The organism is Micromonospora sp. LZ37, assembly GCF_059359015.1.
The window spans coordinates 243,434-264,809 of the sequence record NZ_JCADBL010000008.1 but is presented as its reverse complement, the minus strand read 5'-3'; the positions used below and the strand labels follow the sequence as shown (position 1 = coordinate 264,809).

At 74.5% G+C, this 21,376-nt stretch carries 21 protein-coding genes; 9 read left to right on the top strand and 12 right to left on the bottom strand.

Translation table 11 applies throughout. The features are described from left to right. Positions 1-13: 13 nt before the first annotated feature. The gene (locus AC5L3Z_RS18630; RefSeq protein ID WP_494843649.1) at positions 14-2,569 is read left to right on the top strand and encodes a bifunctional acetate--CoA ligase family protein/GNAT family N-acetyltransferase; all 2,556 of its coding nucleotides are present in this window, start codon (positions 14-16) and stop codon (positions 2,567-2,569) included. A 12-nt stretch (positions 2,570-2,581) separates the two neighbouring features. Here the strand turns inward: AC5L3Z_RS18630 and AC5L3Z_RS18625 are convergent, their stop codons facing one another. Together AC5L3Z_RS18625 and sigB are read right to left on the bottom strand one after the other, a co-directional pair. Further along, positions 2,582-3,022: a VOC family protein gene (locus AC5L3Z_RS18625; RefSeq protein WP_334527534.1), complete on the bottom strand. Its 441-nt coding sequence runs from the start codon at positions 3,020-3,022 to the stop codon at positions 2,582-2,584. 114 nt (positions 3,023-3,136) lie between these two features. Continuing rightward, positions 3,137-4,153: an RNA polymerase sigma factor SigB gene (gene sigB / locus AC5L3Z_RS18620; RefSeq protein WP_442933339.1), complete on the bottom strand. Its 1,017-nt coding sequence runs from the start codon at positions 4,151-4,153 to the stop codon at positions 3,137-3,139. A 212-nt stretch (positions 4,154-4,365) separates the two neighbouring features. Between sigB and AC5L3Z_RS18615 the strand changes: the two genes are divergently transcribed. Further along, positions 4,366-5,154, top strand: coding sequence for a sporulation protein (locus AC5L3Z_RS18615; RefSeq protein WP_494843646.1), 789 nt, complete (start codon positions 4,366-4,368; stop codon positions 5,152-5,154). A 90-nt stretch (positions 5,155-5,244) separates the two neighbouring features. Here AC5L3Z_RS18615 and dtd read toward each other — a convergent pair whose 3' ends face one another. Both dtd and AC5L3Z_RS18605 read right to left on the bottom strand, forming a co-directional pair. After that, the gene (dtd, locus tag AC5L3Z_RS18610; RefSeq protein WP_494843644.1) at positions 5,245-5,667 is read right to left on the bottom strand and encodes a D-aminoacyl-tRNA deacylase; all 423 of its coding nucleotides are present in this window, start codon (positions 5,665-5,667) and stop codon (positions 5,245-5,247) included. A 43-nt stretch (positions 5,668-5,710) separates the two neighbouring features. Next, positions 5,711-7,195 carry a DUF7782 domain-containing protein gene (locus tag AC5L3Z_RS18605; protein ID WP_494843642.1) on the bottom strand — a complete coding sequence of 495 codons (1,485 nt, stop codon included), beginning with the start codon at positions 7,193-7,195 and terminating at the stop codon, positions 5,711-5,713. Positions 7,196-7,381: 186 nt separating this feature from the next. Here AC5L3Z_RS18605 and AC5L3Z_RS18600 point away from each other — a divergent pair, with 186 nt between their 5' ends. Then, positions 7,382-8,602, top strand: coding sequence for a S8 family peptidase (locus AC5L3Z_RS18600; protein WP_494843640.1), 1,221 nt, complete (start codon positions 7,382-7,384; stop codon positions 8,600-8,602). An 87-nt stretch (positions 8,603-8,689) separates the two neighbouring features. Here AC5L3Z_RS18600 and AC5L3Z_RS18595 read toward each other — a convergent pair whose 3' ends face one another. The 3 genes from AC5L3Z_RS18595 to AC5L3Z_RS18585 form a co-directional block, all read right to left on the bottom strand. Next, a complete protein-coding gene (locus AC5L3Z_RS18595; protein WP_494843638.1) occupies positions 8,690-9,760 on the bottom strand; it encodes an ABC transporter ATP-binding protein in 1,071 nt (356 codons plus the stop codon). After that, positions 9,757-11,280, bottom strand: a complete 1,524-nt coding sequence (locus AC5L3Z_RS18590; RefSeq protein WP_494843735.1) for an ABC transporter permease — start codon at positions 11,278-11,280, stop codon at positions 9,757-9,759. Before AC5L3Z_RS18590 ends, AC5L3Z_RS18595 begins: the two co-directional genes overlap by 4 nt. A gap of 80 nt (positions 11,281-11,360) precedes the next feature. Beyond that, positions 11,361-12,419 carry an iron ABC transporter substrate-binding protein gene (locus tag AC5L3Z_RS18585; RefSeq protein ID WP_494843636.1) on the bottom strand — a complete coding sequence of 353 codons (1,059 nt, stop codon included), beginning with the start codon at positions 12,417-12,419 and terminating at the stop codon, positions 11,361-11,363. Between the two features lie 129 nt (positions 12,420-12,548). Here AC5L3Z_RS18585 and AC5L3Z_RS18580 point away from each other — a divergent pair, with 129 nt between their 5' ends. Continuing rightward, positions 12,549-13,133, top strand: a complete 585-nt coding sequence (locus tag AC5L3Z_RS18580) for an HhH-GPD-type base excision DNA repair protein (RefSeq protein WP_494843634.1) — start codon at positions 12,549-12,551, stop codon at positions 13,131-13,133. Positions 13,134-13,189: 56 nt separating this feature from the next. Continuing rightward, positions 13,190-14,386 carry a low temperature requirement protein A gene (locus tag AC5L3Z_RS18575; protein WP_494843632.1) on the top strand — a complete coding sequence of 399 codons (1,197 nt, stop codon included), beginning with the start codon at positions 13,190-13,192 and terminating at the stop codon, positions 14,384-14,386. Positions 14,387-14,399: 13 nt separating this feature from the next. Here the strand turns inward: AC5L3Z_RS18575 and AC5L3Z_RS18570 are convergent, their stop codons facing one another. Both AC5L3Z_RS18570 and AC5L3Z_RS18565 read right to left on the bottom strand, forming a co-directional pair. Beyond that, complete coding sequence (locus AC5L3Z_RS18570) at positions 14,400-14,708, bottom strand: hypothetical protein (protein WP_334527040.1); 309 nt, start codon at positions 14,706-14,708, stop codon at positions 14,400-14,402. Beyond that, entirely contained in the window at positions 14,698-15,009 is a 312-nt protein-coding gene (locus tag AC5L3Z_RS18565; protein ID WP_334527038.1) for a hypothetical protein, read from the bottom strand. Before AC5L3Z_RS18565 ends, AC5L3Z_RS18570 begins: the two co-directional genes overlap by 11 nt. 105 nt (positions 15,010-15,114) lie before the next feature. Here AC5L3Z_RS18565 and AC5L3Z_RS18560 point away from each other — a divergent pair, with 105 nt between their 5' ends. Next, a complete protein-coding gene (locus AC5L3Z_RS18560; RefSeq protein WP_494843629.1) occupies positions 15,115-15,471 on the top strand; it encodes a DUF3099 domain-containing protein in 357 nt (118 codons plus the stop codon). A 61-nt stretch (positions 15,472-15,532) separates the two neighbouring features. On the opposite strand, the gene AC5L3Z_RS18555 is transcribed toward AC5L3Z_RS18560, so the two are convergent. Together AC5L3Z_RS18555 and AC5L3Z_RS18550 are read right to left on the bottom strand one after the other, a co-directional pair. Beyond that, positions 15,533-16,432: a carbohydrate kinase family protein gene (locus tag AC5L3Z_RS18555; protein ID WP_494843627.1), complete on the bottom strand. Its 900-nt coding sequence runs from the start codon at positions 16,430-16,432 to the stop codon at positions 15,533-15,535. Then, complete coding sequence (locus AC5L3Z_RS18550; RefSeq protein WP_494843625.1) at positions 16,429-17,355, bottom strand: pseudouridine-5'-phosphate glycosidase; 927 nt, start codon at positions 17,353-17,355, stop codon at positions 16,429-16,431. Before AC5L3Z_RS18550 ends, AC5L3Z_RS18555 begins: the two co-directional genes overlap by 4 nt. An 88-nt stretch (positions 17,356-17,443) precedes the next feature. Here AC5L3Z_RS18550 and AC5L3Z_RS18545 point away from each other — a divergent pair, with 88 nt between their 5' ends. The 3 genes from AC5L3Z_RS18545 to AC5L3Z_RS18535 all read left to right on the top strand — a co-directional run bounded on the left by AC5L3Z_RS18545 (position 17,444) and on the right by AC5L3Z_RS18535 (position 20,366). Further along, positions 17,444-17,662, top strand: a complete 219-nt coding sequence (locus AC5L3Z_RS18545) for a DUF3039 domain-containing protein (protein WP_088946800.1) — start codon at positions 17,444-17,446, stop codon at positions 17,660-17,662. A 42-nt stretch (positions 17,663-17,704) separates the two neighbouring features. Continuing rightward, positions 17,705-18,355, top strand: coding sequence for a trimeric intracellular cation channel family protein (locus AC5L3Z_RS18540; RefSeq protein ID WP_494843623.1), 651 nt, complete (start codon positions 17,705-17,707; stop codon positions 18,353-18,355). 277 nt (positions 18,356-18,632) lie between these two features. After that, positions 18,633-20,366, top strand: a complete 1,734-nt coding sequence (locus AC5L3Z_RS18535; RefSeq protein ID WP_494843621.1) for a DEAD/DEAH box helicase — start codon at positions 18,633-18,635, stop codon at positions 20,364-20,366. Between the two features lie 680 nt (positions 20,367-21,046). Here the strand turns inward: AC5L3Z_RS18535 and AC5L3Z_RS18530 are convergent. After that, positions 21,047-21,280 (bottom strand): DUF7455 domain-containing protein, encoded by a 234-nt coding sequence (locus AC5L3Z_RS18530; RefSeq protein WP_036374862.1) that lies wholly within the window; start codon positions 21,278-21,280, stop codon positions 21,047-21,049. Positions 21,281-21,376 lie beyond the last annotated feature (96 nt).

Here is a 21,376-nt window from a genome sequence, read left to right as displayed (position 1 = left end):
AGCGGGACCGACCGTGACCGCTGTCGACCAGCCGGTGGACGTGCTGCTCAGCGACGGCAGCACGGTGCAGCTGCGGCCGATCCGGCCGGAGGACGCGCCGGAGATCGTGGCGATGCACTCGCGCTTCTCCGAGCGCACCCGCTACCTGCGCTACTTCTCGCCGTACCCGCGCATCCCCGACCGGGACCTGCAACGTTTCGTGGTGGTCGACCACCGTGACCGGGAGGCGTTCGTGGTGCTCGCCGGCGACCGCATCGTCGCCGTCGGCCGGTACGAGCGGCTCGGCCCGGAGGGCCCGGAGGCCGAGGTGGCGTTCGTGGTGGAGGACGCCTACCAGGGCCGCGGCATCGGCTCGGTGCTGCTGGAACACCTGGCCGACGCGGCCCGCCGCGCCGGCATCGTCCACTTCGTCGCCGAGGTGCTCCCCGCCAACGGCGCGATGCTGCGGGTCTTCTCCGACTTCGGCTACCAGGTCCAGCGCCAGTTCGCCGACGGGGTGGTGCACCTGAGCTTCCCGATCGCCCCCACCGAGGCGACGCTGGAGGTGCAGCGCGGCCGGGAGCACCGCACCGAGTCCCGCTCGATCGCCCGGCTGCTCGCCCCGCGCGGCGTCGCCGTCTACGGCGCCAGCGCCAGCGGTCAGGGGGTCGGCGCGGCGGTCCTCGGTCACCTGCGCGACGGTGGTTACCCCGGCGCGATCGTGCCGGTGCACCCGAGCGCGGCCACCGTGGCCGGGCTGCCCGCGTACCCGTCGGCGGCCGCCGCCGGCGCGGACATCGACCTGGCGGTCGTCGCGGTGGCCCCGGAGTCGGCGCCCGCGGTCGTCGCCGACGCGGCCGCCGCCGGCGCGCACGGCCTGGTGGTCATCTCGGCCGGCTTCGCCGAGTCCGGCGGTGCGGGCGCGGCGGCGCAGCGCGCGCTGGTCCGGGCCGCGCACGCCGCCGGCATGCGGGTGGTCGGACCGAACTGCCTCGGCGTGGCCAACACCGACGAAAAGGTACGCCTCAACGCCACGCTCGCCCCGGTGCTGCCGGCGCCGGGGCGGGTCGGTTTCTTCAGCCAGTCCGGGGCGTTCGGGGTGGCCCTGCTGGCCGAGGCGCACCGCCGCGGCCTGGGCCTGTCCAGCTTCGTCTCCGCCGGCAACCGGGCCGACGTCTCCGGCAACGACCTGCTCCAGTACTGGCAGGACGATCCCGGCACCGACGTCATCCTGCTCTACCTGGAGACGTTCGGTAACCCGCGCAAGTTCGCCCGGCTGGCTCGGCGGATCGGCCGGGACAAGCCGGTGGTGGCGCTCGCCTCGCTGGCCCGCCCGCTCGGCGTCGGTGCCGCGCCCCTCCTCGACGAGGCGGCGGTCAGCGCGCTCTTCGCCCAGTCCGGGGTGATCCGGGTGGACACCGTCGCCGAGCTGCTCGACGTCGGGGTGCTGCTGGCCAACCAGCCGCTGCCCGCCGGCGGTCGGGTCGGCGTGGTGGGCAACTCCTCGGCGCTGACCGGGCTCGCGGCCACCGCCTGCGCCGCCCAGGGGCTCACCCTCGCCGAGGGCTATCCGCGCGACGTCGGGCCGCGCGCCACCGCGGCCGAGTTCGCCGCCGCGCTCGGCGCGGCGGCCACCGACGACGCGGTCGACGCGCTGGTCGTGGTCTTCGCCCCGCCGCTGCCCGGCCAGCTCACCGTCGAGGAGGGCGACTTCACCGCCGCCCTGCCGGCCGCGCTCACCGGCGCCAAGCCCACCGTGGCCACCTTCCTGGCCGGCCGGTTGCCCGCCGGGGTGCCCGCGTACCCGAGTGTGGAGGAGGCGGTGCGGGCCCTGGGCCGGGCCACCCGGTACGCGGCCTGGCTGCGCCGCGATCCGGGGACGCTGCCCGAGCTGCCCCGGCTGGACCGGACGGCCGGTCAGGCCGCCCTGCGCGCCGAGACCCCCGACCCGGCCGGGCTGCTCGCCGCGTACGGCATCGACCTGGTCGGCTCGGCTCCCGCCGGCACCGCCGAGGAGGCGCTCGCCGCCGCCGAACGGCTCGGCTGGCCGGTGGCGCTGAAGGCGGCCGCCCCCGGCCTGCGGCACCGCCTCGACCTCGGCGCGGTCCGCCTCGACCTCGCCGACCCACCCGCGCTGCGCCGCGCGTACGCCGAACTCGCGGCGGTGTTCGGCGCGCACGTCCTGGTCCAGCGGATGGTCCCGCCCGGCGTGGCCTGCGTGGTGGAGCTGATGGAGGATCCGGCGTTCGGGCCGGTGGTCGGGTTCGGCCTCGGCGGCGTCGCCACCGAGCTGCTCGGCGACCGCGCCTGGCGGGCGGTGCCGCTGACCGACCGGGACGCCGCCGAGCTGGTCGACGAGCCCCGGGCCGCGCCGCTGCTGCGCGGGCACCGGGGCGCCGCACCGGTGGACCGGGCCGCCCTGGCCGACCTGCTGCTGCGGGTCGGCCGGCTCGCCGACGAGCAGCCCCGGGTCCGCAGCCTCACCCTGAACCCCGTGCTGGCCCGTCCGGACGGGATCTCCGTGCTGCACGCCACCGTCGGTGTCGGCACCGCCGCCGCCCGCCCGGACACCGGCCCCCGCCGCCTGTGAGGACGACCCCGGTCAGTGTCGGGGCCCCCGCTCGGCGGCGGGCGTCACCGCCCGGGCGGAGATCTGCTGGACGCCCCAGGCGTTGCCGTCCGGGTCGGTGAAGAAGATGAAGCCGACGTTGTCCAGCGGGTCCGGCACCGGCCGCGGGTTCTCCCCGAGCACCTGGATCTCGCTCACCTCGACGCCGCGCTCCAGCAGCTCCGCCCGGGCCCGGTGCAGGTCGGGCACGACCAGCTGGAGGCCCTTGAGAGAGCCGGGTGCCATCTCGGGCACGACCCCCTTGCCGATCACCACGGAGCAGCCGGAGCCGGGCGGGGTCAACTGCACCACCCGCGCGTCGTCGCCGATCACCGTGTCGTGGTCGACGGCGAAGCCGAGCCGGTCGGCGTAGAACTCCTTGGCCCGGTCCACGTCGGACACGGGCACCACGACCACTTCCAAGGTCCAGTTCATGCTGTCTCTCCCGGTGAGTTGAGATGCGAAGGGCTGGTACGCCCACTCTGCACGCATCCGCGCCGGCACGGCGGAGGCCCCGGCGAACCGCCGGGGCCTCCACGTCGTGGCCGGTCAGCAGGCGTACGCCTCCAACCGCTGGGCCCGCTCGGGGGCGCGCAGCTTCAGCAGGGTGACCTTCTCGATCTGCCGGATCCGCTCGCGGGACAGGCCGAACTCCCGGCCGACCTCGTCCAGGGTGCGCTGGCGGCCGTCGTCCAGGCCGAACCGGAGCCGGATCACCGCCTGCTCCCGCTGGGACAGCGTGGCGAGCACGATCCGCACCTCGTTGCGCAGCTCACCGTTGGCGGCGGCGTCGGCCGGCTCGACGTTCGGGTCCACCGCGGCGACGAAGTCCCCGAGCGCGCTCTCGCCGTCCTCCCCGACGGTCTGGTCCAGGCTGACCGGCTCCCGGTCGTACGAGATCAGCTCGATCACCTGAAACTCGGGGATCTCCAGCGCGGCGGCCACCTCGCCGACGGTGGGCTCCCGGCCGAGGCTGACCGACAACTCCCGGCGGACCCGGACCATCCGGTTGACCTGCTCCACCATGTGCACCGGGATGCGGATGGTGCGGGCCTGGTCGGCCATGGCCCGGGTGATCGCCTGCCGGATCCACCAGGTGGCGTAGGTGGAGAACTTGTAGCCCTTGGCGTAGTCGAACTTCTCCACCGCGCGGATCAGACCCAGGTTGCCCTCCTGGATCAGGTCGAGGAAGGCCATCCCCCGGCCGGTGTAGCGCTTGGCGATGCTCACCACCAGCCGCAGGTTCGCCTCCAGCAGGTGGTCCTTGGCGGCGCGGCCCTGCGTCGCGATCAACTCCAGGTCGGCGGCGAGCTCGGCGGAGACCGGGGTGCAGGTCGCCAGCTTCTCCTCGGCGAACAGCCCCGCCTCGATCCGCTTCGCCAGCTCGACCTCCTGCGCGGCGGTCAGCAGCTTCGTCCGGCCGATCCCGTTGAGGTACGCCCGGACCAGGTCGGTGGAGATCCCGCGCTCGTCGGTGGCGTCCAGATCGGTCAGGGTGTCGGTGCCGTGCTCGGCGTCGATGGTGGTGGCCGGGCGCGTCTGGTGTTCGATCATCTGCAGGGCCATCTCAGTCTCTCCCCGTGTCCGCTTCTGTGCCGCGTACCGGCCCCAGTGGCGCCGGTAGGGACAGCTTTCCAACCGGGGCGTGAAACGGGAGTGAGGCGATCGGGGACCCGACAGGAATCCGATCCCGTGTTCGTCGCCCCGTCGCTTGCCGGGCCCGGTTACGGTGCCAGCGGCCGGCCACTTCGGCCGGCGTCGAGGCAACGGAGGACACGGTGGTCTTCAAGCGGCTGATGCAGGCGATGGGGGTCGGCGGCCCGTCGGTGGACACGGTGCTGGCCAACCCGAACTGCCGCCCGGGCGGCCAGCTGGAGGGCCGGATCCAGGTGGCCGGCGGGGACCACGCGGTGGAGGTGTCCTACGTGGCGCTCGGCCTGGTCACCCGGGTGGAGGTGGAGAGCGGCGACGCCGACTACGACACCACCCAGGAGTTCGGCCGCCGGCAGGTGACCGGCGCGTTCCGGTTGGAGCCGGGGCAGCGGCAGGACATCCCGTTCCGTTTCGACGTGCCCTGGGAGACCCCGCTGACCGACCTGTACGGCCAGCGGCTGCACGGGATGACGATGGGTCTGCGTACCGAGCTGGAGGTGGCCCGGGCGGTGGACAAGGGCGACCTGGACGCGGTGTCGGTGCATCCGCTGCCCGCCCAGGAGCGGCTGCTGGAGGCGCTGCTGCGGCTGGGCTTCCGGTTCGCCCGGGCCGACGTCGAACGGGGACACATCTACGGGGTACGGCAGAGCCTGCCGTTCTACCAGGAGATCGAGTTCCATCCGGCGCCGCAGTACGCGCGCGCGATCAACCAGCTGGAGGTCACCTTCATCTCCGACCCGGGGCAGACCCAGGTGGTGCTGGAGATGGACAAGCGCGGCGGCATCTTCACCGAGGGTCGGGACGCCTTCGGCCGCTTCACCGTCGACCACGCCACCATGGACCGCACCGACTGGGCCGCCCAGCTCGACACCTGGCTGCGCCAGTCCCTCCACCGCCGTGGCCTCTTCTCCTGACCCCCACCCGCACCTTTCTCGTCGATCATGAAGTTGGCGGCGGGTTCGATCTCCCTGAGTGCCGCCAACTTCATGATCACCCGGGTGGGGTCAGAGGTCCAGGAGGAGGGTGCGGGGGCCGGTGTTGACGCTCTCGACGAGCATGTGCGCGCGGAAGCGGCCGGTCTCGACCTTCGCGCCCCGGGCACGGAGGGCCTCGACCACCGCCGTCACCAGGGGCTCCGCCACCTCGGCGGGGGCGGCCGCGGTCCAGCTGGGGCGTCTGCCCCGGCGCGCGTCGCCGTAGAGGGTGAACTGGCTGACCACCAGGACCGGGGCCCCCGTGTCGGCGGCGCTGCGCTCGTCGTCCAGGATGCGCAGCTCATGGATCTTGCGGGCCATCGTCTCCGCCACCTGCGTCGTGTCGGTGTGCGTCACCCCGAGCAGCACCAGCAGGCCGTCGGTGATCTCGCCGACCACCTCGCCGTCGACCGTGACGCTGGCCCGGCCGACCGTCTGCACCACCGCCCGCATCAGCCGGCCACCCGGACGCCGTCCCGGCGCGGCCCCGCCGTCGTCATGCCGTCACCGGTTCGATGATGCCGCGCTCGACCAGGTGGGACACGATCGGCCCGGCCGCCTCGGCCAGCTCCTCCGGCGCCACGTCGTGCGCGGCGGCGAGCAGGGTGAGCTGGTCGCGCAGGGGCAGTCGCCCGTCGCAGCCCCCGACCAGGGCCAGCACCAGCGGGTCGATCTCCTCGGTCCAGCGCAGCCCGTGCGGCATGGCGAGGACCTGCCGGTCCACCGCCCAGCCCTCGTCGCCCATGGTGGCCTCCTGCCGCAGCTGGAGCCCCGCCGCCGCCCGGTAGCGCTCGGCCAGCAGCGCGTCGGTGTCGCGTACCCGGAGGAAGTCCTGGCGGTCGAACCAGGCGGCGACCTGGTCGCCCAGCGGCGGCTCGACCCGCTGGCGCAGGTCCTCCACCCGGACCACCGGGTCGGCGTGCCCGGCACGGCGCAGCGAGACGATGCCGAAGCCGATCGCCTCCACCTTGTGCGCGTCGAACCAGTCCAGCCAGGCCGCCATCCGGTGCGGGTCGGCCGCCTCCCCGACGTCGGTGAGCCAGAGGTTGACGTACGCCATCGGGTCCGCCACCTCGCGCTGGATCACCCAGGCGTCCAGCCCGGTGCCGGCGAACCAGCCGGCCACCCGCTCGCCCCACTCCTCGCCGGCGACGTGCACCCAGTTCGCCAGGTACTGCATGGTGCCGCCCTCGGTGAGCAGGCCCGGCGCGGCGGCGGCCAGCTCGGACCCGATCGCGTCGCCGACCCGCCCGGAGTCCCGGTAGACGTGGGTGGTGGTGCCAGGGCCGACCACGAACGGCGGATTGCTCACCACCAGGTCGAAACGGCGTCCGGCGACGGGGGTGACCAGGTCGCCGCGGAGCAGCTCCCAGTCCTGCCCATTCAGGGCGGCGGTGGTGGCCGCGAAGCGCAGCGCCCGCTCGGAGACGTCGGTGGCGGTGACCGTCCGGGCGTGGGTGGACAGGTGCAGGGCCTGGATGCCGGAGCCGGTGCCCAGGTCCAGCGCGGTCTCCACCGGCCGGCGGACGGTGGCGCCGAGCAGCGTCTGGGAGGCTCCGCCGATGCCGAGCACGTGCTCGCTGTGCAGCGGCCGGCCGGGACGGGCGCTGGCCGGCACGTCGGCCAGCACCCACCAGTCGTCGCCGTACGGCTCCAGGTCCACCCCGGCGCGCAGGCCGTCGCCGTGCCGCTCGACGATCCCGCCGGCGAGCGCCTCGGCGAGGTCGAGCGGGGCGAGCGCGGCGGCCACCGCCGCCTCCGGCTCGGTCTGGTCGCAGATGAAGACCCGGATCAGGGTGGCGAGCGGGTCGCGCTCCTCGGTGGCGCGCAGCGCGGCCCGGAAGTCGTTGCGGGCCGCCCCGCCGGTGGCCTGCGGGCCGAGCCGGGCGGCGATCCCGTTCGAGGTGAAGTCCGCCCGGGTCAGCGCGGTGCGCAGCGCCTCGACGCCGGCGGGGGAGAGCAGCATGTCATGTCGGTCCACGTGGCCATCCTGCCTGCCGTCGGGACCGGAACGGCCGGCACCCGCGACATCGGCGCGTCACCTCAATCTATCGATCCACATCTCTTTCATGTGGCTCTATGCGTGGCTAGCATCTCCCCCAACAGCCGTCGATGGTGCCTCCCGGGGCCACGAGCCCCGCCGGACGCACCGGTAGGGAGACTGACGATGTCAGCTGTGCCCGTTCCCCGTCGCCGCGTGATCCGCGCGTTCGGCGTCGTCGCCGCCGCGGCGGCCCTCTCCGCCGCCGTGACCACCCCCGCCCTCGCCGCCCCCGCCGGCGAGATCCGCGGCGCGTCCGCCCCCGGCGCGATCACCGGCAGCTACCTGGTCGTGCTGAAGGCCGACGCCGTCGGCACCGCGAACAGCTCCGCCGCCCGCACCGCCGTGCCCGCCCGCGCCGCCGACCTGGCCCGCCGTTACGGCGGCAGCGTCGCCGACGTCTACAGCGCCGCGCTCACCGGCTTCAGCGCGAAGATGTCCGCCGGCCAGGCCCGCCGCCTCGCCGCCGACCCGGCGGTGGCGTACGTCGAGCAGGACCGGGTGCTCACCGTCCAGGGCACCCAGTCGAACCCGCCGTGGGGCCTGGACCGGATCGACCAGCGCAACCTGCCGCTGAACTCCAGCTACACCTACCCGAACACGGCCACGAACGTCCGGGCGTACATCATCGACACCGGCATCCGGACCACCCACACCGACTTCGGCGGCCGGGCCAGCTGGGGCACCAACACCGTGGACAGCAACAACACCGACTGCAACGGCCACGGCACCCACGTCGCCGGCACCGTGGGCGGCACCAGGTACGGGGTGGCCAAGGGCGTACGCCTGATCGCGGTGAAGGTGCTCAACTGCTCCGGCAGCGGCAGCACCACCGGCGTGGTGAACGGCATCAACTGGGTGACCGCCAACGCGGTCAAGCCGGCGGTGGCCAACATGAGCCTCGGCGGCGGCGCCAGCAGCGCCATCGACAACGCGGTGACCAACTCGGTCAACTCCGGGATCACGTACGCGGTGGCGGCCGGCAACTCCAGCGCCAACGCCTGCTCCTACTCGCCGGCCCGGGCCGCCGCCGCGATCACCGTCGGCGCCACCACCAGCAGCGACGCCCGCGCGTCCTACTCCAACTATGGCTCCTGCGTGGACATCTTCGCCCCCGGCTCGAGCATCCTGTCGGCCTGGCGCACGTCCGACACCGCCAGCAACACCATCAGCGGCACCTCGATGGCCTCGCCGCACGTGGCCGGCGCCGCCGCCCTCGTGCTGTCGGCCAACCCGTCCTACACCCCGGCGCAGGTGGCCAGCTACCTCACCGCCAACGCCACCCCGGGCAAGGTGACCAACCCGGGCACCGGCTCCCCGAACCGGCTGCTCTTCGTCGTCAACTGACGACACCGTCCGGGCGCGGCCCGGTGGGCACCAGCCCACCGGGCCGCGCGTCGTCGGTCGTCGGGCGCGTGTCGCGGCAGGTCTGGGTCAGCCGACCGGGAGTGCCGACGCGCCGACCGGAGTGGGCGCGGCGGGCCAGGCCCGGGCCGGACCGTCGACGTGGACCGCCACCTCGGCGCCGACCGGCACCGGCTCGGCCTCGTCCCACACCCGGGCGGTGACCCGGGTGCCGTCGGCCAGTCGGAGGGCGACCAGTGCGTCGTGGCCGTGGAAGTCGTGCCGCAGCACCGTCCCGGTGACCGGGTCGGCGCCCGACACGGGAGCGAGCCGCAGCTGTTCCGGGCGGACCAGCACGGTCACCGGGCCGTCGGCCGGGGCGCCGTCGATCCGCAGGGTGCCCAGGGGAGTGCGGGCGGCGCCGTCCGCCGCCACCGCCGGCAGCAGGACGGCGTCGCCGACGAAACCGGCCACCCACGGGTCGGCCGGCTCGCGGTAGAGCGTGGTCGGCGTGGCGGCCTGCACCACCTGCCCGGACCGGAGCACCACCACCCGGTCCGCCACCGACAGCGCCTCGCCCTGGTCGTGGGTGACCAGCACCGCGGTCGCCCCGTCGGCGCGCAGCGCCTCCCGGATGTCGTGCCGCAGCCCGGCGCGCAGCCCGGCGTCGAGGGCGCTGAACGGCTCGTCCAGCAGCACCAGCGACGGGCGGGGAGCCAGGGCCCGGGCCACCGCCACCCGCTGCTGCTGGCCGCCGGAGAGCTGGTGCGGCATCCGGTCGCCGTACCCGGCCAGCCCGACCAGGGTGAGCACCTCGTCCACCCGGTCACCACGGCGGTCGGCGCGGTCCAGGCCGTAGGCGATGTTGCCGGCGACGGTCAGGTGCGGGAAGAGGGCGCCCTCCTGCGGCACCACGGCGATCCGCCGGCGGTGCGCCGGCAGGTGCCGGCCCGGCCCGGCGACCGCCCGGCCGTCGACCCGGATCTCCCCGGCGTCGAGGCGTTCGAAGCCGGCGAGGCAGCGCAGCAGGGTGGTCTTGCCGCAGCCGGACGGGCCGAGCACGGCGGTCAGCGCGCCGGCCGGGACGATCAGGTCCACCCCGTCCAGCGCGGTCACCGGGCCGTACCGCTTGACGACCCCGGTCAGCACGACCTCGCTCATCGGTCCTCCTTGTCGAGCAGGCCGCCCCGCGCGACCAGCCACCAGGTGGGCAGCGCCGAGATGACCACCAGCAGGGCGGCGTACGGGGCCGCGGCCGCGTACGCCCCGACCGAGGTGGCCGTCCACAACTCGGTGGCCAGGGTGTCGGTGCCGGTCGGCCGGAGCAGCAGGGTGGCGGGGAGTTCCTTCATGCCGGTGAGGAACACCAGCGCGGCGCCCGCGCCGATGCCGGGCAGGGTCAGCGGCAGGGTGATCGTGCGCAGCACGGCCAGCGGGCCGTGGCCCAGCGAGCGGGCCACCTCCTCCAGGCCGGGCGGGGCCTGGCCCGCCGCGCCGGCCACCGCGCCGACGGCCAGCGGCAGGAAGAGCGTGGCGTAGGCGAGCGCCAGCAGCCAGGTGCTCTGGTACAGCGGGTACGCCACGGTGATGCCGAAGAAGATCAGGGAGAGCCCGACGACCACGCCGGGCAGGGCGTGGGCCAGGTAGGCCAGCCGGTCCAGCACGGTGGCGAGCGGGCCGGGCGCCCGCGCCGTGAGCAGCCCCAGCGGCAGCGCCAGCAGCATGGTCAGCGCCGCGCCGGCCAGCGAGAGCCAGAGCGAGTTGCCCGCCGCGGTGGCCACCTCGGCCAGCGCGCCGGGCCGGGACACCCCGTCGACCAGCCGGCGGGCCAGGCTCACCGCCGGCACGCCGAGCGCGAGCGCGGCCACCCCGAGCAGCGCGGCGAGGGCCGGCCAGCGGGCCGCGCCGAGCCGCAGCCGGGCGGCCGGCCGGCGGGCCCCGCCCAGCCGGGCGTACCGCGCGCCGCGTCGCCGGGTGGCGGTCTCCCCGGCCAGCAGCAGCACCGTCAACACCACCAGCACGCTGGAGAGCACCAGCGCGCCGGTGCGGTCGAAGCCCAGGTCGAAGGCGACGAAGATGGCCCGGGTGAAGGTGTCGGCGCGCAGGATCGACACCGCCCCGAAGTCGGCCAGCACGTAGAGCGCGACCAGCAGCGCCCCGGCGGCGGTGGCCGGCCGGATTTGGCGCAGGGTGACGTCGGTGAAGGTGCGCCAGCCGCCCCGGCCCAGCGAGCGGGAGACCTCCTCCTGCGCCGGGTCCGCGCCGCGCAGCGCCGCCGCGACCGGCAGGAAGACGTACGGGTACGAGCAGAGCGTGAGCACCAGCGCCGCCGGCCAGAACCCCTCCAGCCGGTCGACGGTGGAGACCCAGGCGAACGCGGCGATGTAGGTGGGCACGGCCAGGGGCAGCGCGGCGAGCACCGCCAGCGCCCGCCGCCCGGGCAGGTCGGTGCGGGTGACCAGCCAGGCGGCGCCGACGCCGAGCACCACGCAGGCGGCGGTGACCACGGCGGCCAGCCCGAGGCTGCGCAGCGCCAGCAGCCCGACCCGCTCGGTCCACAGCTCCGCGGCGATCCGTTCGGCGCCCGCCTCGGCGGTGCGGACGGTCAGGTAGACCAGCGGGATCAGGGCGACGGCGACCGCGGCGGTCGAGGCCGCGAGCAGCGCCGGGCGGGGCGCCAGCCGGCGCCACGACCCCGGTACGCCGAAACGGGCCGGCCCGGTGCGGGCCGGCCCTGCGCCGGAGGTGGTGGTCGGTGCGGTCAGGGTACGAGCCCCGAGTCCTTGATCAGGCCGATCGTGACGTCGAGCGTGTCGAGGTCGTTGAGGTCGATCTCCGGGGTGTCCAGGTCGGCCAGCGGCGGTACGCCGGCCGGCGCGGGCACCCCGGCCACCACCGGGTACTCGAAGGTCTGCTCGGCGAAGTACCGCTGCGCGTCCGCGCCGAGCAGGTAGTCGACGAAGGCCCGGGTGTCCGGGTCCTCGGCGGAGCGCTTCAGCACGCCCACGCCGGCGACGTTGACCAGGGCCCCGGTGTCGCCGCCGGGGAAGAAGTGCAGCTTCACCTTGAGCCCGTCGGGGGTGGTGCCCTTCTCCTTGGCCACCTCGCCGACGTAGTAGTGGTTGACCAGGCCGACCGGGATGGCGCCGCGGTCCACGTCCTCGACGATCTTGACGTTGTTGTCGCGGATCTGCGGCTCGTTGGCCTTGAGCCCGGCGAGGAAGTCCTTGGCCTTCTGGTCGCCGTGCTGGACCCGGATCGCGGTGACGAACGCCTGGAAGGAGGCGTTGGTCGGGGCGACGCCGAGCTTGCCCTTCCACTTCGGGTCGGTCAGCTCGAAGACGGACTTCGGCAGCTCGGCGGCGGGCACCGCGTCGGCGTTGTAGGCGAGCACCCGGGCGCGGGCGCTGACGCCGACCCACTGGCCGCTGCGGGCGCGATAGGTCTGCGGCACCTTCTCCAGGTTCGCGGCGGGCAGCGGGGCGAACATGTCCCGCTTGGCGACCGCGCCGAGCGCGCCGGCGTCCTGGGCGAAGAAGGCGTCGGCGGGCGACTTGCCGCCCTCCTCGACCAGTTGGGCGGCGAGCTGGGCGGTGGTGGCGTACCGGGTCTTCACGGTGATGCCGCTCTGCTGGCTGAACTTGTCGATCAGCGGCTTGACCAGGGCCTCGTTCCGGCCGCTGTAGACGGTGATGGTCTTGTCGCCGGGCTTGCCCGGATCCGCGGCGTCGTCCTCGCCGGAGCCGCAGGCGACCAGGCCGAGGGAGAGCAGGCCGGCGGCGGTGACGGCCGCGAGTGACCGGCGGGCGGGGAGGGGCACGGCGACTCCTTCTCATCGGTCGGCGGGCCCTCCGCCGACGCCCCGAAGTTAGCACAGCCTAACCTCAGCGGCGTTTTCCGGGCCGATGACCGGGGAGTCGACTCCGCCCGGCCCCGACCGCCGGGCAGGATGGTGCCCATGACGCTCTCGCTCCCCATCGACCCCGAGGCCAACCGGCTGCTGGAGCGCAGCCCGCTGGCCCTGCTCGTCGGCATGGTCCTCGACCAGCAGATCCCGATGGAGAAGGCGTTCTCCTCGCCGTACGTGCTGGCCCAGCGGCTGGGGCACGAGCCGGACGCGCGGGAGCTGGCGGAGTACGACCCGGAGGCGCTGGTCGAGATCTTCGCCCGGCCGCCGGCGCTGCACCGCTTCCCCAAGGCGATGGCGGGCCGGGTGCAGGAGGTGTGCCGGGCGCTGGTCGAGCGGTACGACGGCGACGCCGCCGGGCTCTGGGCCGACGTGACCGACGGCCGGGAACTGCTGCGCCGGGTCGGCGAGCTGCCCGGCTTCGGCAAGCAGAAGGCGCAGATCTTCGTCGCCCTGCTCGGCAAGCGGTACGACGTGCGCCCGGACGGCTGGCGGGAGGCCGCCGGCGGCTACGGCGAGCCGGACGCGTACCGGTCGGTGGCCGACATCACCGACCCGGAGTCGCTGCGCCGCGTCCGCGAGGCGAAGCAGGCGGCCAAGGCGGCGGCGAAGGCCGCCAAGGGCTGACGCAACCGGCCGCCGGGCCCGCTCGTTGAGTCCGCGACGGCGGCGACGGGTGGGCCATGACGGACGAGCGGGGCGCGACGCTGCTGCGCGGCGGGATGAGTTCCCCCCGGGCCAGCTTCCTGGAACTCTTCTTCGACCTGGTCTTCGTCTTCGCGCTCACCCGGGTCTCGCAGCGGCTGATCGACGACATCTCGGCGCACCGCCCGGACCTGCTCCGCCAGGCGGCCGAGACGGTGGTGCTCTTCCTCGCGCTCTGGATGATCTGGTCGTTGACCGCGTGGGCGACCAGCATCTACGAGCCGGAGTCGGGCGGAATCCAGTTCGTGGTGGTCGTCGCCATGTTCGCCGCCCTGGTGATGGCCGTGGCGCTGCCCCGGGCGTTCGACGAGCGGGCCCTGGCGTTCGCGCTGGGGTACGTGGCGATCCAGGTCGGCCGTCCGCTCCTCATCACCCTGCTCCTGGGCCGGCATCCGCGCCGGGCGGTCACCCTGCGGTTGCTGTGCTGGTCGGCGATCTCGGCGGTGGCCTGGCTCGCCGGCGCGGTGCTGCCGTCGGCCCGGGCGGTGCTCTGGACCCTCGCCCTCGCCTGGGACTACGCCGGCCTGGCGCTCGGCTGGCCGGTGCCCGGGCGCGGCGCGGCCCGGACCTCGGGCTGGGCGGTGACCGGGGAGCACCTGGCCGAGCGGTACCAGCAGTTCTTCCTGATCGCGCTCGGGGAGGCGATCCTGGTCATCGGCGTGACCTACAGCTCCGGCGACTTCCCCCCGGCGGGCGGGCTCGCCTTCGCGCTGTCGTTCGTCACCACCGTGCTGCTCTGGCGGATCTACTTCCACCGGGCCGGGCACGTGCTGACCGAGGCGGTCCGGGTGGCCCGCTCGCCGGGCCTGCTCGCCGAGTCGGCGAGCTGGACGCATCTGGTCATCGTGGCCGGCGTGCTGCTGACCGGGGTCGGCTACGAACTGGTCATCACCCACCCGCACGGGCGGACGGCGCCGGGTTGGCTGGTCTTCGTCCTGGCCGGTCCGGCGCTGTTCCTGGGCGCCCGGGCCCGCTTCGAGTACGAGATCTTCGGGCGGGTCTCCCGGAGCCGGGTGATCGGGGTGGTGCTGCTGGTGGCACTGGCCCCGGTGGCGCTCCACCTGCCCGCGGTCGGCGCGCTCGCGCTGAGCGTCCTGGTGCTGTCCGGGATCGCCGTCGCCGACGCCGTCCGGGCTCGGGGGCGCCCGCCGGAGCAGCCGGCGACGCCGCTGTAGCGGCCCGGCCGGCTCAGGCGGCGGTGGGGCGGGAGAGCGAGGCCAGCGCCCGCCGCACGTCGGCCAGGGAGACGGTGGCCGAGTCGTCCAGGTCGGCCAGGCCGGCCTCGATCCACTGCCGCATCAGCGTCGTGACGCCGATGCCGCGCGCCTCGGCCGCCGCCCGGACCCGTTCGTACGTCTCCAGCGGCAGCCGGACCGAGCGGCTGACCATCGGCACGTCGGTGTCGGGGGTGGGCAGCTCCACCGGCTGGCTGTCGTCGATCAGCTCGGCGAGCGCGTCGTCGCCGTGGAACCGCTTGGTGGCGTCGTTACGGTCCATCGTGACCGCCTCCTCGTCGGCGAGATCTCCGCACCGCCTCGTCGTAGCGCTTGGCCTCGACGTCGCTCAGTTCGCGTGCGGAGAGGATGTCCCAGTCGTTGTCGGTACCGTCGCCCTCAGCGAGCAGCACGGCCAGCCGTCGGCCGTGCCGGCTCACCGCGTAGACGACCATCACGTCGTCACCCAGGTGCCGGATCACCCGGCGGGTGCTGTGCAGGGCCTCCCAGACTTCCCCGGGCGTGACGTCGTAGACCCGCAGGTTGTCCAACGCCTCGGCGGTGAAGCTGAACCGGCTGCCCACGCGCGGAGCGTACCACGCGCGTAACACGGCAATCCGATGCGTCGATTTTCGCTGATCACGGCCGGCGGGTGACAGGATGGGTCGTACCCCTTGAGGAGGTCCGTGGTGAAGCGTCAGGCGTACCAGCCGATCCTGATCACCGACGCCTCGCGCAGTCAGGACGATCAGCTCACCAGCCGGCAGAAGCGCTACGTGCTGATGATGGGCGTCCGGGTGGCCTGCGTGATCGTCGGTGCGATCCTGGTCATCGTCGAGGCACCGCTGCTCTGGCTCTGGCTCCCGATGGTCGCGCTGGGGATGATCCTCATCCCGTGGCTGGCGGTGCTGCTGGCCAACGACCGCCCGCCCAAGGAGCAGCACCGGCTGGCCGGGAGGTTCCAGGCCAACCACCGCGACCAGACGCCCCCGATGAGCCTCACCGCCGAGGAGCGCCCCCACAAGGTCATCGACGTCGAACCCTGATCCGCCCCCGCGACCCGCACCGCCGGTCTCAGGGGGGCCCGGGATCGCGAGGGCGGTCGGCTCAGGGCGCCGGCCGGGCGCCGACCGTGGAGACGGCCAGCGCGCCGAGGTCGCCCGCGCGGCGCAGCGCCGCCCGGGGTTCGGCCCCGCCGACCCAGGCGGTGAGCAGGCCGGCGGCGAAGGCGTCCCCGGCGCCGGTGACGTCCACCACCGCCACCCGCCGCTGCGGGGCGACGCCGACCGTGGCGTTCCGGTCGACCCACACCGCGCCGGCCTCGCCGCGCTTCACCACCACCGCGCGGGCCGTGACCGACAGGGCCCGCGCCTGCGCCGCCGGGTCCAGCCCGCCGGCCAGCACGGCCGCCTCGTCGGAGTTGACCAGCAGCAGGTCGACGTCGCGTACCCAGGACAGGAAGGCCGCCGCGCCGACCCGCCGCAGCGGCGCCGCGGAGGCGGCGTCCACGCTGGTGGTGAGGCCGCGCTCGCGGGCGGCGGCCAGCGCCGCCAGCCCGGCCGGTCGCGACGCGGCGTCCAGCAGGGGGTACGCGGACAGGTGCAGGTGGGTCGCGTCGGGCGCCGCCGCGACGGCCCGTTCGACGTGCGCCGCGGTCAGCCGCAGGTTGGCGCCCCGCTCGGTCACCATCGTCCGCTCCGCCCCGGTGGCCAGGACGATCACCGTGCCGGTGGTGGCGCCCGCGTGCCGCTCGACCGCGCACCGCACCCCGGCGCGCTCCAGCTCGGTCACCCGGTCGCCGGCGGCGCCGTCGTCGCCGACCGCGCCCACCAGCGTCACCGGCTGTCCCTGGGCGGCGATCCAGGCCGCCGTGTTGGCCGCCTGGCCGCCGCCGCGCACCTGGATGGCCGCCGGGGTGTCCGAGCCGGTGGCGAGCGGCCCGGCCAGCACCGCGACGACGTCGGTGATCAGGTCGCCGACGACGACGATCCGTGGCGGCCGGCTCATGCCGCGGTGCGGCTCGCCGCCGCGACGGCGATCCGGGCCGCCAGCTCGGCGTTGCGCAGGATGATCCGCACGTTCACCGCCAGGCTGGCGCCCGCGGTGGCCGAGTGGAAGTGGGCGAGCAGGAACGGCGTCACCGCCTTGCCGGTCACCCCGTCCCGGGCCAGCAGGGCCAGGCCCTCGGCGAGGGTACGGTCGTGCAACGCCGGGTCGAGCTGCTCGTCGACCGGGAGCGGGTTGGCCACGATCAGCCCGCCGCCGTGCACCCCCTGCCGCTGTCGGGCGGCCAGCACGTCGGCGACCTGCTCGGGGGAGTCCACCGACCAGTCCAGGTCGAAGCCGGCGTCGGTGAGGTAGAAGCCGGGGAACCGGCGGGTGCGGTAGCCGACCACCGCGACGCCGAGGGTCTCCAGCCGTTCGAGGGTCGCCCCGACGTCGAGGATCGACTTGACCCCGGCGCAGACCACCGCGATCGGCGTGCGGGCCAGGGTCACCAGGTCCGCCGACTCGTCGAAGGTCTGCGCCGCCTCCCGGTGGACCCCGCCCAGTCCGCCGGTGGCGAAGACGCCGATCCCCGTGGCCGCGGCCACCGCGCTGGTGGCGGCCACGGTGGTGGCGCCGTCCGCACCGGTCGCCGCCGCGACGGCCAGGTCGCGGACGGAGAGCTTGGCCACCCCGTCGACGGTGGCGAGGCGGGTCAGCTGGGCGTCGTCGAGGCCCACCACGAGTTCGCCGCCGACCATGCCGATCGTGGCCGGTACGGCCCCCGCGTCGCGTACCGTCTGTTCGATCCGGCGGGCCACCCGCAGGTTGTCCGGCCGGGGCAGGCCGTGCGAGACGATGGTGCTCTCCAGGGCGACGACGGGTCGCCCGTCGCGCAGGGCCGCGGCGACCTCGGCGCCGTGACGGATGTGAAAGTTGGTCACCTCCGTTACCGTACGGGCCGCCGTCGGGCTGGGCTGCGGTGGACCAGGCCCGGCCGACCTGCCAGACTGGAAAGTTGGAGGTGTACACGTGAGCACAGAGGTTCTCGAGCGTCCCGAGCTGAAGGACGCCGACACCGGTCCCGAGATGTTCCACTACGTCCGCAAGGAGAAGATCGCCGAGAGTGCCGTCATGGGCACCTACGTCGTGGCGCTCTGCGGCGAGACGTTCCCGGTGACCAAGGCGGCCAAGCCCGGCTCGCCGGTCTGCCCCAAGTGCAAGGAGATCTACGACTCGTACCGCGAGTGATCCCGGGCGGCCGGACCGGCCGCCCCCGTAACCTTTCCGGGCGTGACCACCTCGACCGCCCTGCTCCTCGCCGACCTGACCGGAGTGGCCGTCTTCGCCGCCTCCGGTGCCTCCGCGGCGGTGGCCAAACGGCTCGACCTCTTCGGCGTCGTCTTCGTCGGCTTCGTGGCCGCGCTCGGCGGTGGGATCTTCCGGGACCTGGTCATCGACGAGGTGCCCCCGCTGGCCTTCGCCGACTGGCGGTACGCCACCACCGCCGCGGTCACCGCCGCCGCCGTCTTCTGGCTGCATCCCCAGCTCGCCCGGCTCCGCACCACCGTGCTGGTGCTGGACGCCGCCGGGCTGGCGCTGTTCACCGTCACCGGCACGCTCAAGGCCCTGGACGCCCAGGTGCCACCGGTCGGCGCCTGCGTGATCGGCATGCTCACCGCCATCGGCGGCGGGCTCGGTCGGGACCTGCTCACCGGGGAGATCCCCGTCGTGCTGCGGCGCGAGATCTACGCGGTCGCCGCGCTCACCGGCGCGGTGGTGGTGGCGTTGCTCAACGCCACCGGGCACGCCGGCACGGGCCCCCTGACCGCGGCGGCCGTGCTGGTCTTCGTACTCCGGCTGGTGGCGCTGCGGCGGCGCTGGTCCGCGCCGGTGGCGACGATGCGGCCCCCGAAGACCGGGGTGCGCGGCCCCCGAGCCTGACCGCCCACCACCCGTACCTGGCCCCCTTTGCGGCGTGTCGCGGTGTCGCCGTGCCGGGATGGCCCGACACGCCGCGAAACGGGCGGTCCTCCTCCGCAGAGGGGGTCGGGTGGGGCGGCGGATGTGACCAGCGTGGCGTCGAGTGGGGCGCGGCGGCTCCGCTGGTTATGCTGAGTCGGCCTTCGCGGCATTCTCTGCGCGGAGGCGTTTTCATGGGCGGCGGTACCCGTGGCCCTCGGCCGGGGTCCGCCTTCGTGCGGTCGGAGAGGAGCTTCGCGTGGCAGCCCAAACGCCGGCGCTCGAGACGTTCCCGCCCCTGCGCGCCTGGCAGCGCAAGGCGCTGGTGGAGTACCTCCGCCGGCGCAGCGAGGACTTCACCGCGGTCGCCACCCCCGGCGCCGGCAAGACCACCTTCGCCCTGCGGATCGCCGCCGAGCTGCTCGCCGACGGCACCGTCGAGGCGGTCACCGTGGTCGCCCCCACCGAGCACCTGAAGAACCAGTGGGCGGCCGCCGCGGCCCGGGTCGGCATCCAGCTCGACGCCGCGTTCCGCAACGCCGACCTGCACTCCTCCGCCGACTTCCACGGCGCCGTCGTGACGTACGCGCAGGTCGGCATGGCCCCGCAGGTGCACCGGCGGCGCACCATGACCCGGCGCACGCTGGTCATCCTCGACGAGATCCACCACGCCGGCGACTCCCGTTCCTGGGGTGACGGGGTCAAGGCGGCCTTCGAGCCCGCCGTGCGCCGGTTGATGCTCACCGGCACGCCGTTCCGCTCCGACGACAACCCCATCCCGTTCGTCACCTACGAGCGGGGCGGCGACGGCCTGCTGCGCTCCCGCGCCGACTCGGTCTACGGCTACTCCGACGCGCTGCGCGACGGCGTGGTCCGGCCGGTGCTCTTCCTGGCGTACTCGGGGGAGACCCGGTGGCGCACCAACGCCGGGGACGAGTTGGCGGCGCGGCTGGGCGAGCCGATGACCCAGGACCTCGTCGCGCAGGCCTGGCGTACCGCGCTGGACCCGGCCGGGGACTGGATGCCGCAGGTGCTGCGCGCCGCCGACGCCCGGCTCACCGTGCTGCGCAACGCCGGGATGACCGACGCGGGCGGGCTGGTGATCGCCAGCGACCAGCAGAACGCCCGGTCGTATGCGAAGCTGATCGAGCAGGTGACCGGCGAGAAGGCCGCGGTGGTGCTCTCCGACGACGTCGGCGCGTCCGCCCGGATCGCGACGTTCGCGGCCTCCGACCAGCGCTGGCTGGTCGCGGTCCGGATGGTGTCCGAGGGCGTCGACATCCCCCGCCTCGCGGTCGGCGTGTACGCCACCAGCGCCAGCACCCCGCTCTACTTCGCCCAGGCGATCGGCCGTTTCGTGCGGGCCCGCCGCCCCGGGGAGACCGCCTCGGTCTTCGTGCCCAGCGTGCCGCACCTGCTCGGGCTGGCCAGCGAGATGGAGGCCGAGCGGGACCACGTGCTCGGCAAGCCGAAGGACCGCGAGGGCTTCGACGACGACCTGTTGGAGCGCGCCCAGCGCGACGACCAGGCCAGCGGCGAACTGGAGAAGCGCTTCACCGCGCTCTCCGCCACCGCCGAACTGGACCAGGTCATCTTCGACGGCACCTCCTTCGGCACCGCCGCCCAGTCGGGCACCCCCGAGGAGGAGGAATACCTCGGCCTGCCCGGTCTCCTCACCGCCGACCAGGTCTCCCTGCTGCTCACCAAGCGGCAGGCCGAGCAGCTCGCCGCCCAACGCCGCCGGACGGCCGCCCGGGCCGCTGAGCCGGCCGCTGCGGCCACGACCGCGCCGCCGGCACCGATGAGCGCCGCCCAGCGCCGGGTGGCGCTGCGGCGGCAGCTGAACGCCCTGGTGGCCGCCCGCCACCACCGCACCGGCCAACCGCACGGCAAGATCCACGCCGAGCTGCGCCGGCTCTGCGGCGGCCCGCCGAGCGCCCAGGCGACCATCGAACAGCTCGAAGAGCGCATCGCCACCGTCCAGACGCTCTGACCCACCAGGTCGGCGGTACCCAGCGCCGGAATGCGCCGAGGGCGCCGGACGTCCCGGGCGGACGTGCTTCGGCAGGCGTGCCAGGGACCGTGGACGTGGCCCAGGCGGCGGTGCTCGACGGCGGCGGCGGTGCTCGACGGCGCCGAACGTGTCGAGGGCGGCGCAAGTGCTGAGCTGACGTGCCGGGAGCGCCGAACGTGCCGAGAGCGCCGCACGTGTCGAGGGCGGCGGACGTGTCGAGGGCGGCGGACGCGTTGACGGCGGAGGACGTGCCGAGGGGCGGCGAGCCCGCCGCCGTCCCGGAACGCCGCAGGCCGCTGGGAGGCCCCTCGACAGCCTCCAGCAGGGCGAGGGCGGCCGGATCATGCTGCACGGTCACCGTGTCGTCGGAAGTGCGATGTGCGGAAGCACAAGATCCTGCCCGATCCTGGATGTAGTGGCATCCGTGCCGGGTTGAGACCACTACATCCAGGATCGGGCGCGATCTTGCCGGGGGCCGGGGGCCGGGGGCCGGGGGCCGGGGGCGCGCGGCGTGGGGCGGGGCGCGCGGCGTGGGGCGGGGCGCGCGGCGTGGGGTGCGGGGGTCGGGCGGGGGACGAAAAGGCCGACGAAAAAAGCCGACCGGAGGAGCCCCTCGGGGCGCCTCCGGTCGGCTATGTCGTCGGAATGCGGTTGCGGATTCAGTTCGCCATCAGATCGGCGCCACGCCAGCTGAACTCCGGGTCCGTCGCGTACCGCACGGTGATCTTCACGAGATCCTCCGCGTACTTGTTCGCGTGGTGCCCACAGAACACCAGCTCGCTCCCACCCGCCAGAGTGATGCGGAGCTTGCCGGCAGCATTGCAGCGGTCGCACCGTTCATCGGCGGCTGGGGGAGCCACCGTCTCGGGCGGCGGCGTGAGGGTCGGGGTCATCGCCTTCCTCCTCTGGTCGTCACCGATGAACACTCTCTTCGGTCGTTGCTCACCCATCGTGCAACACCCGGGTGGGGCGCTGCCTTCCCTGTGTGC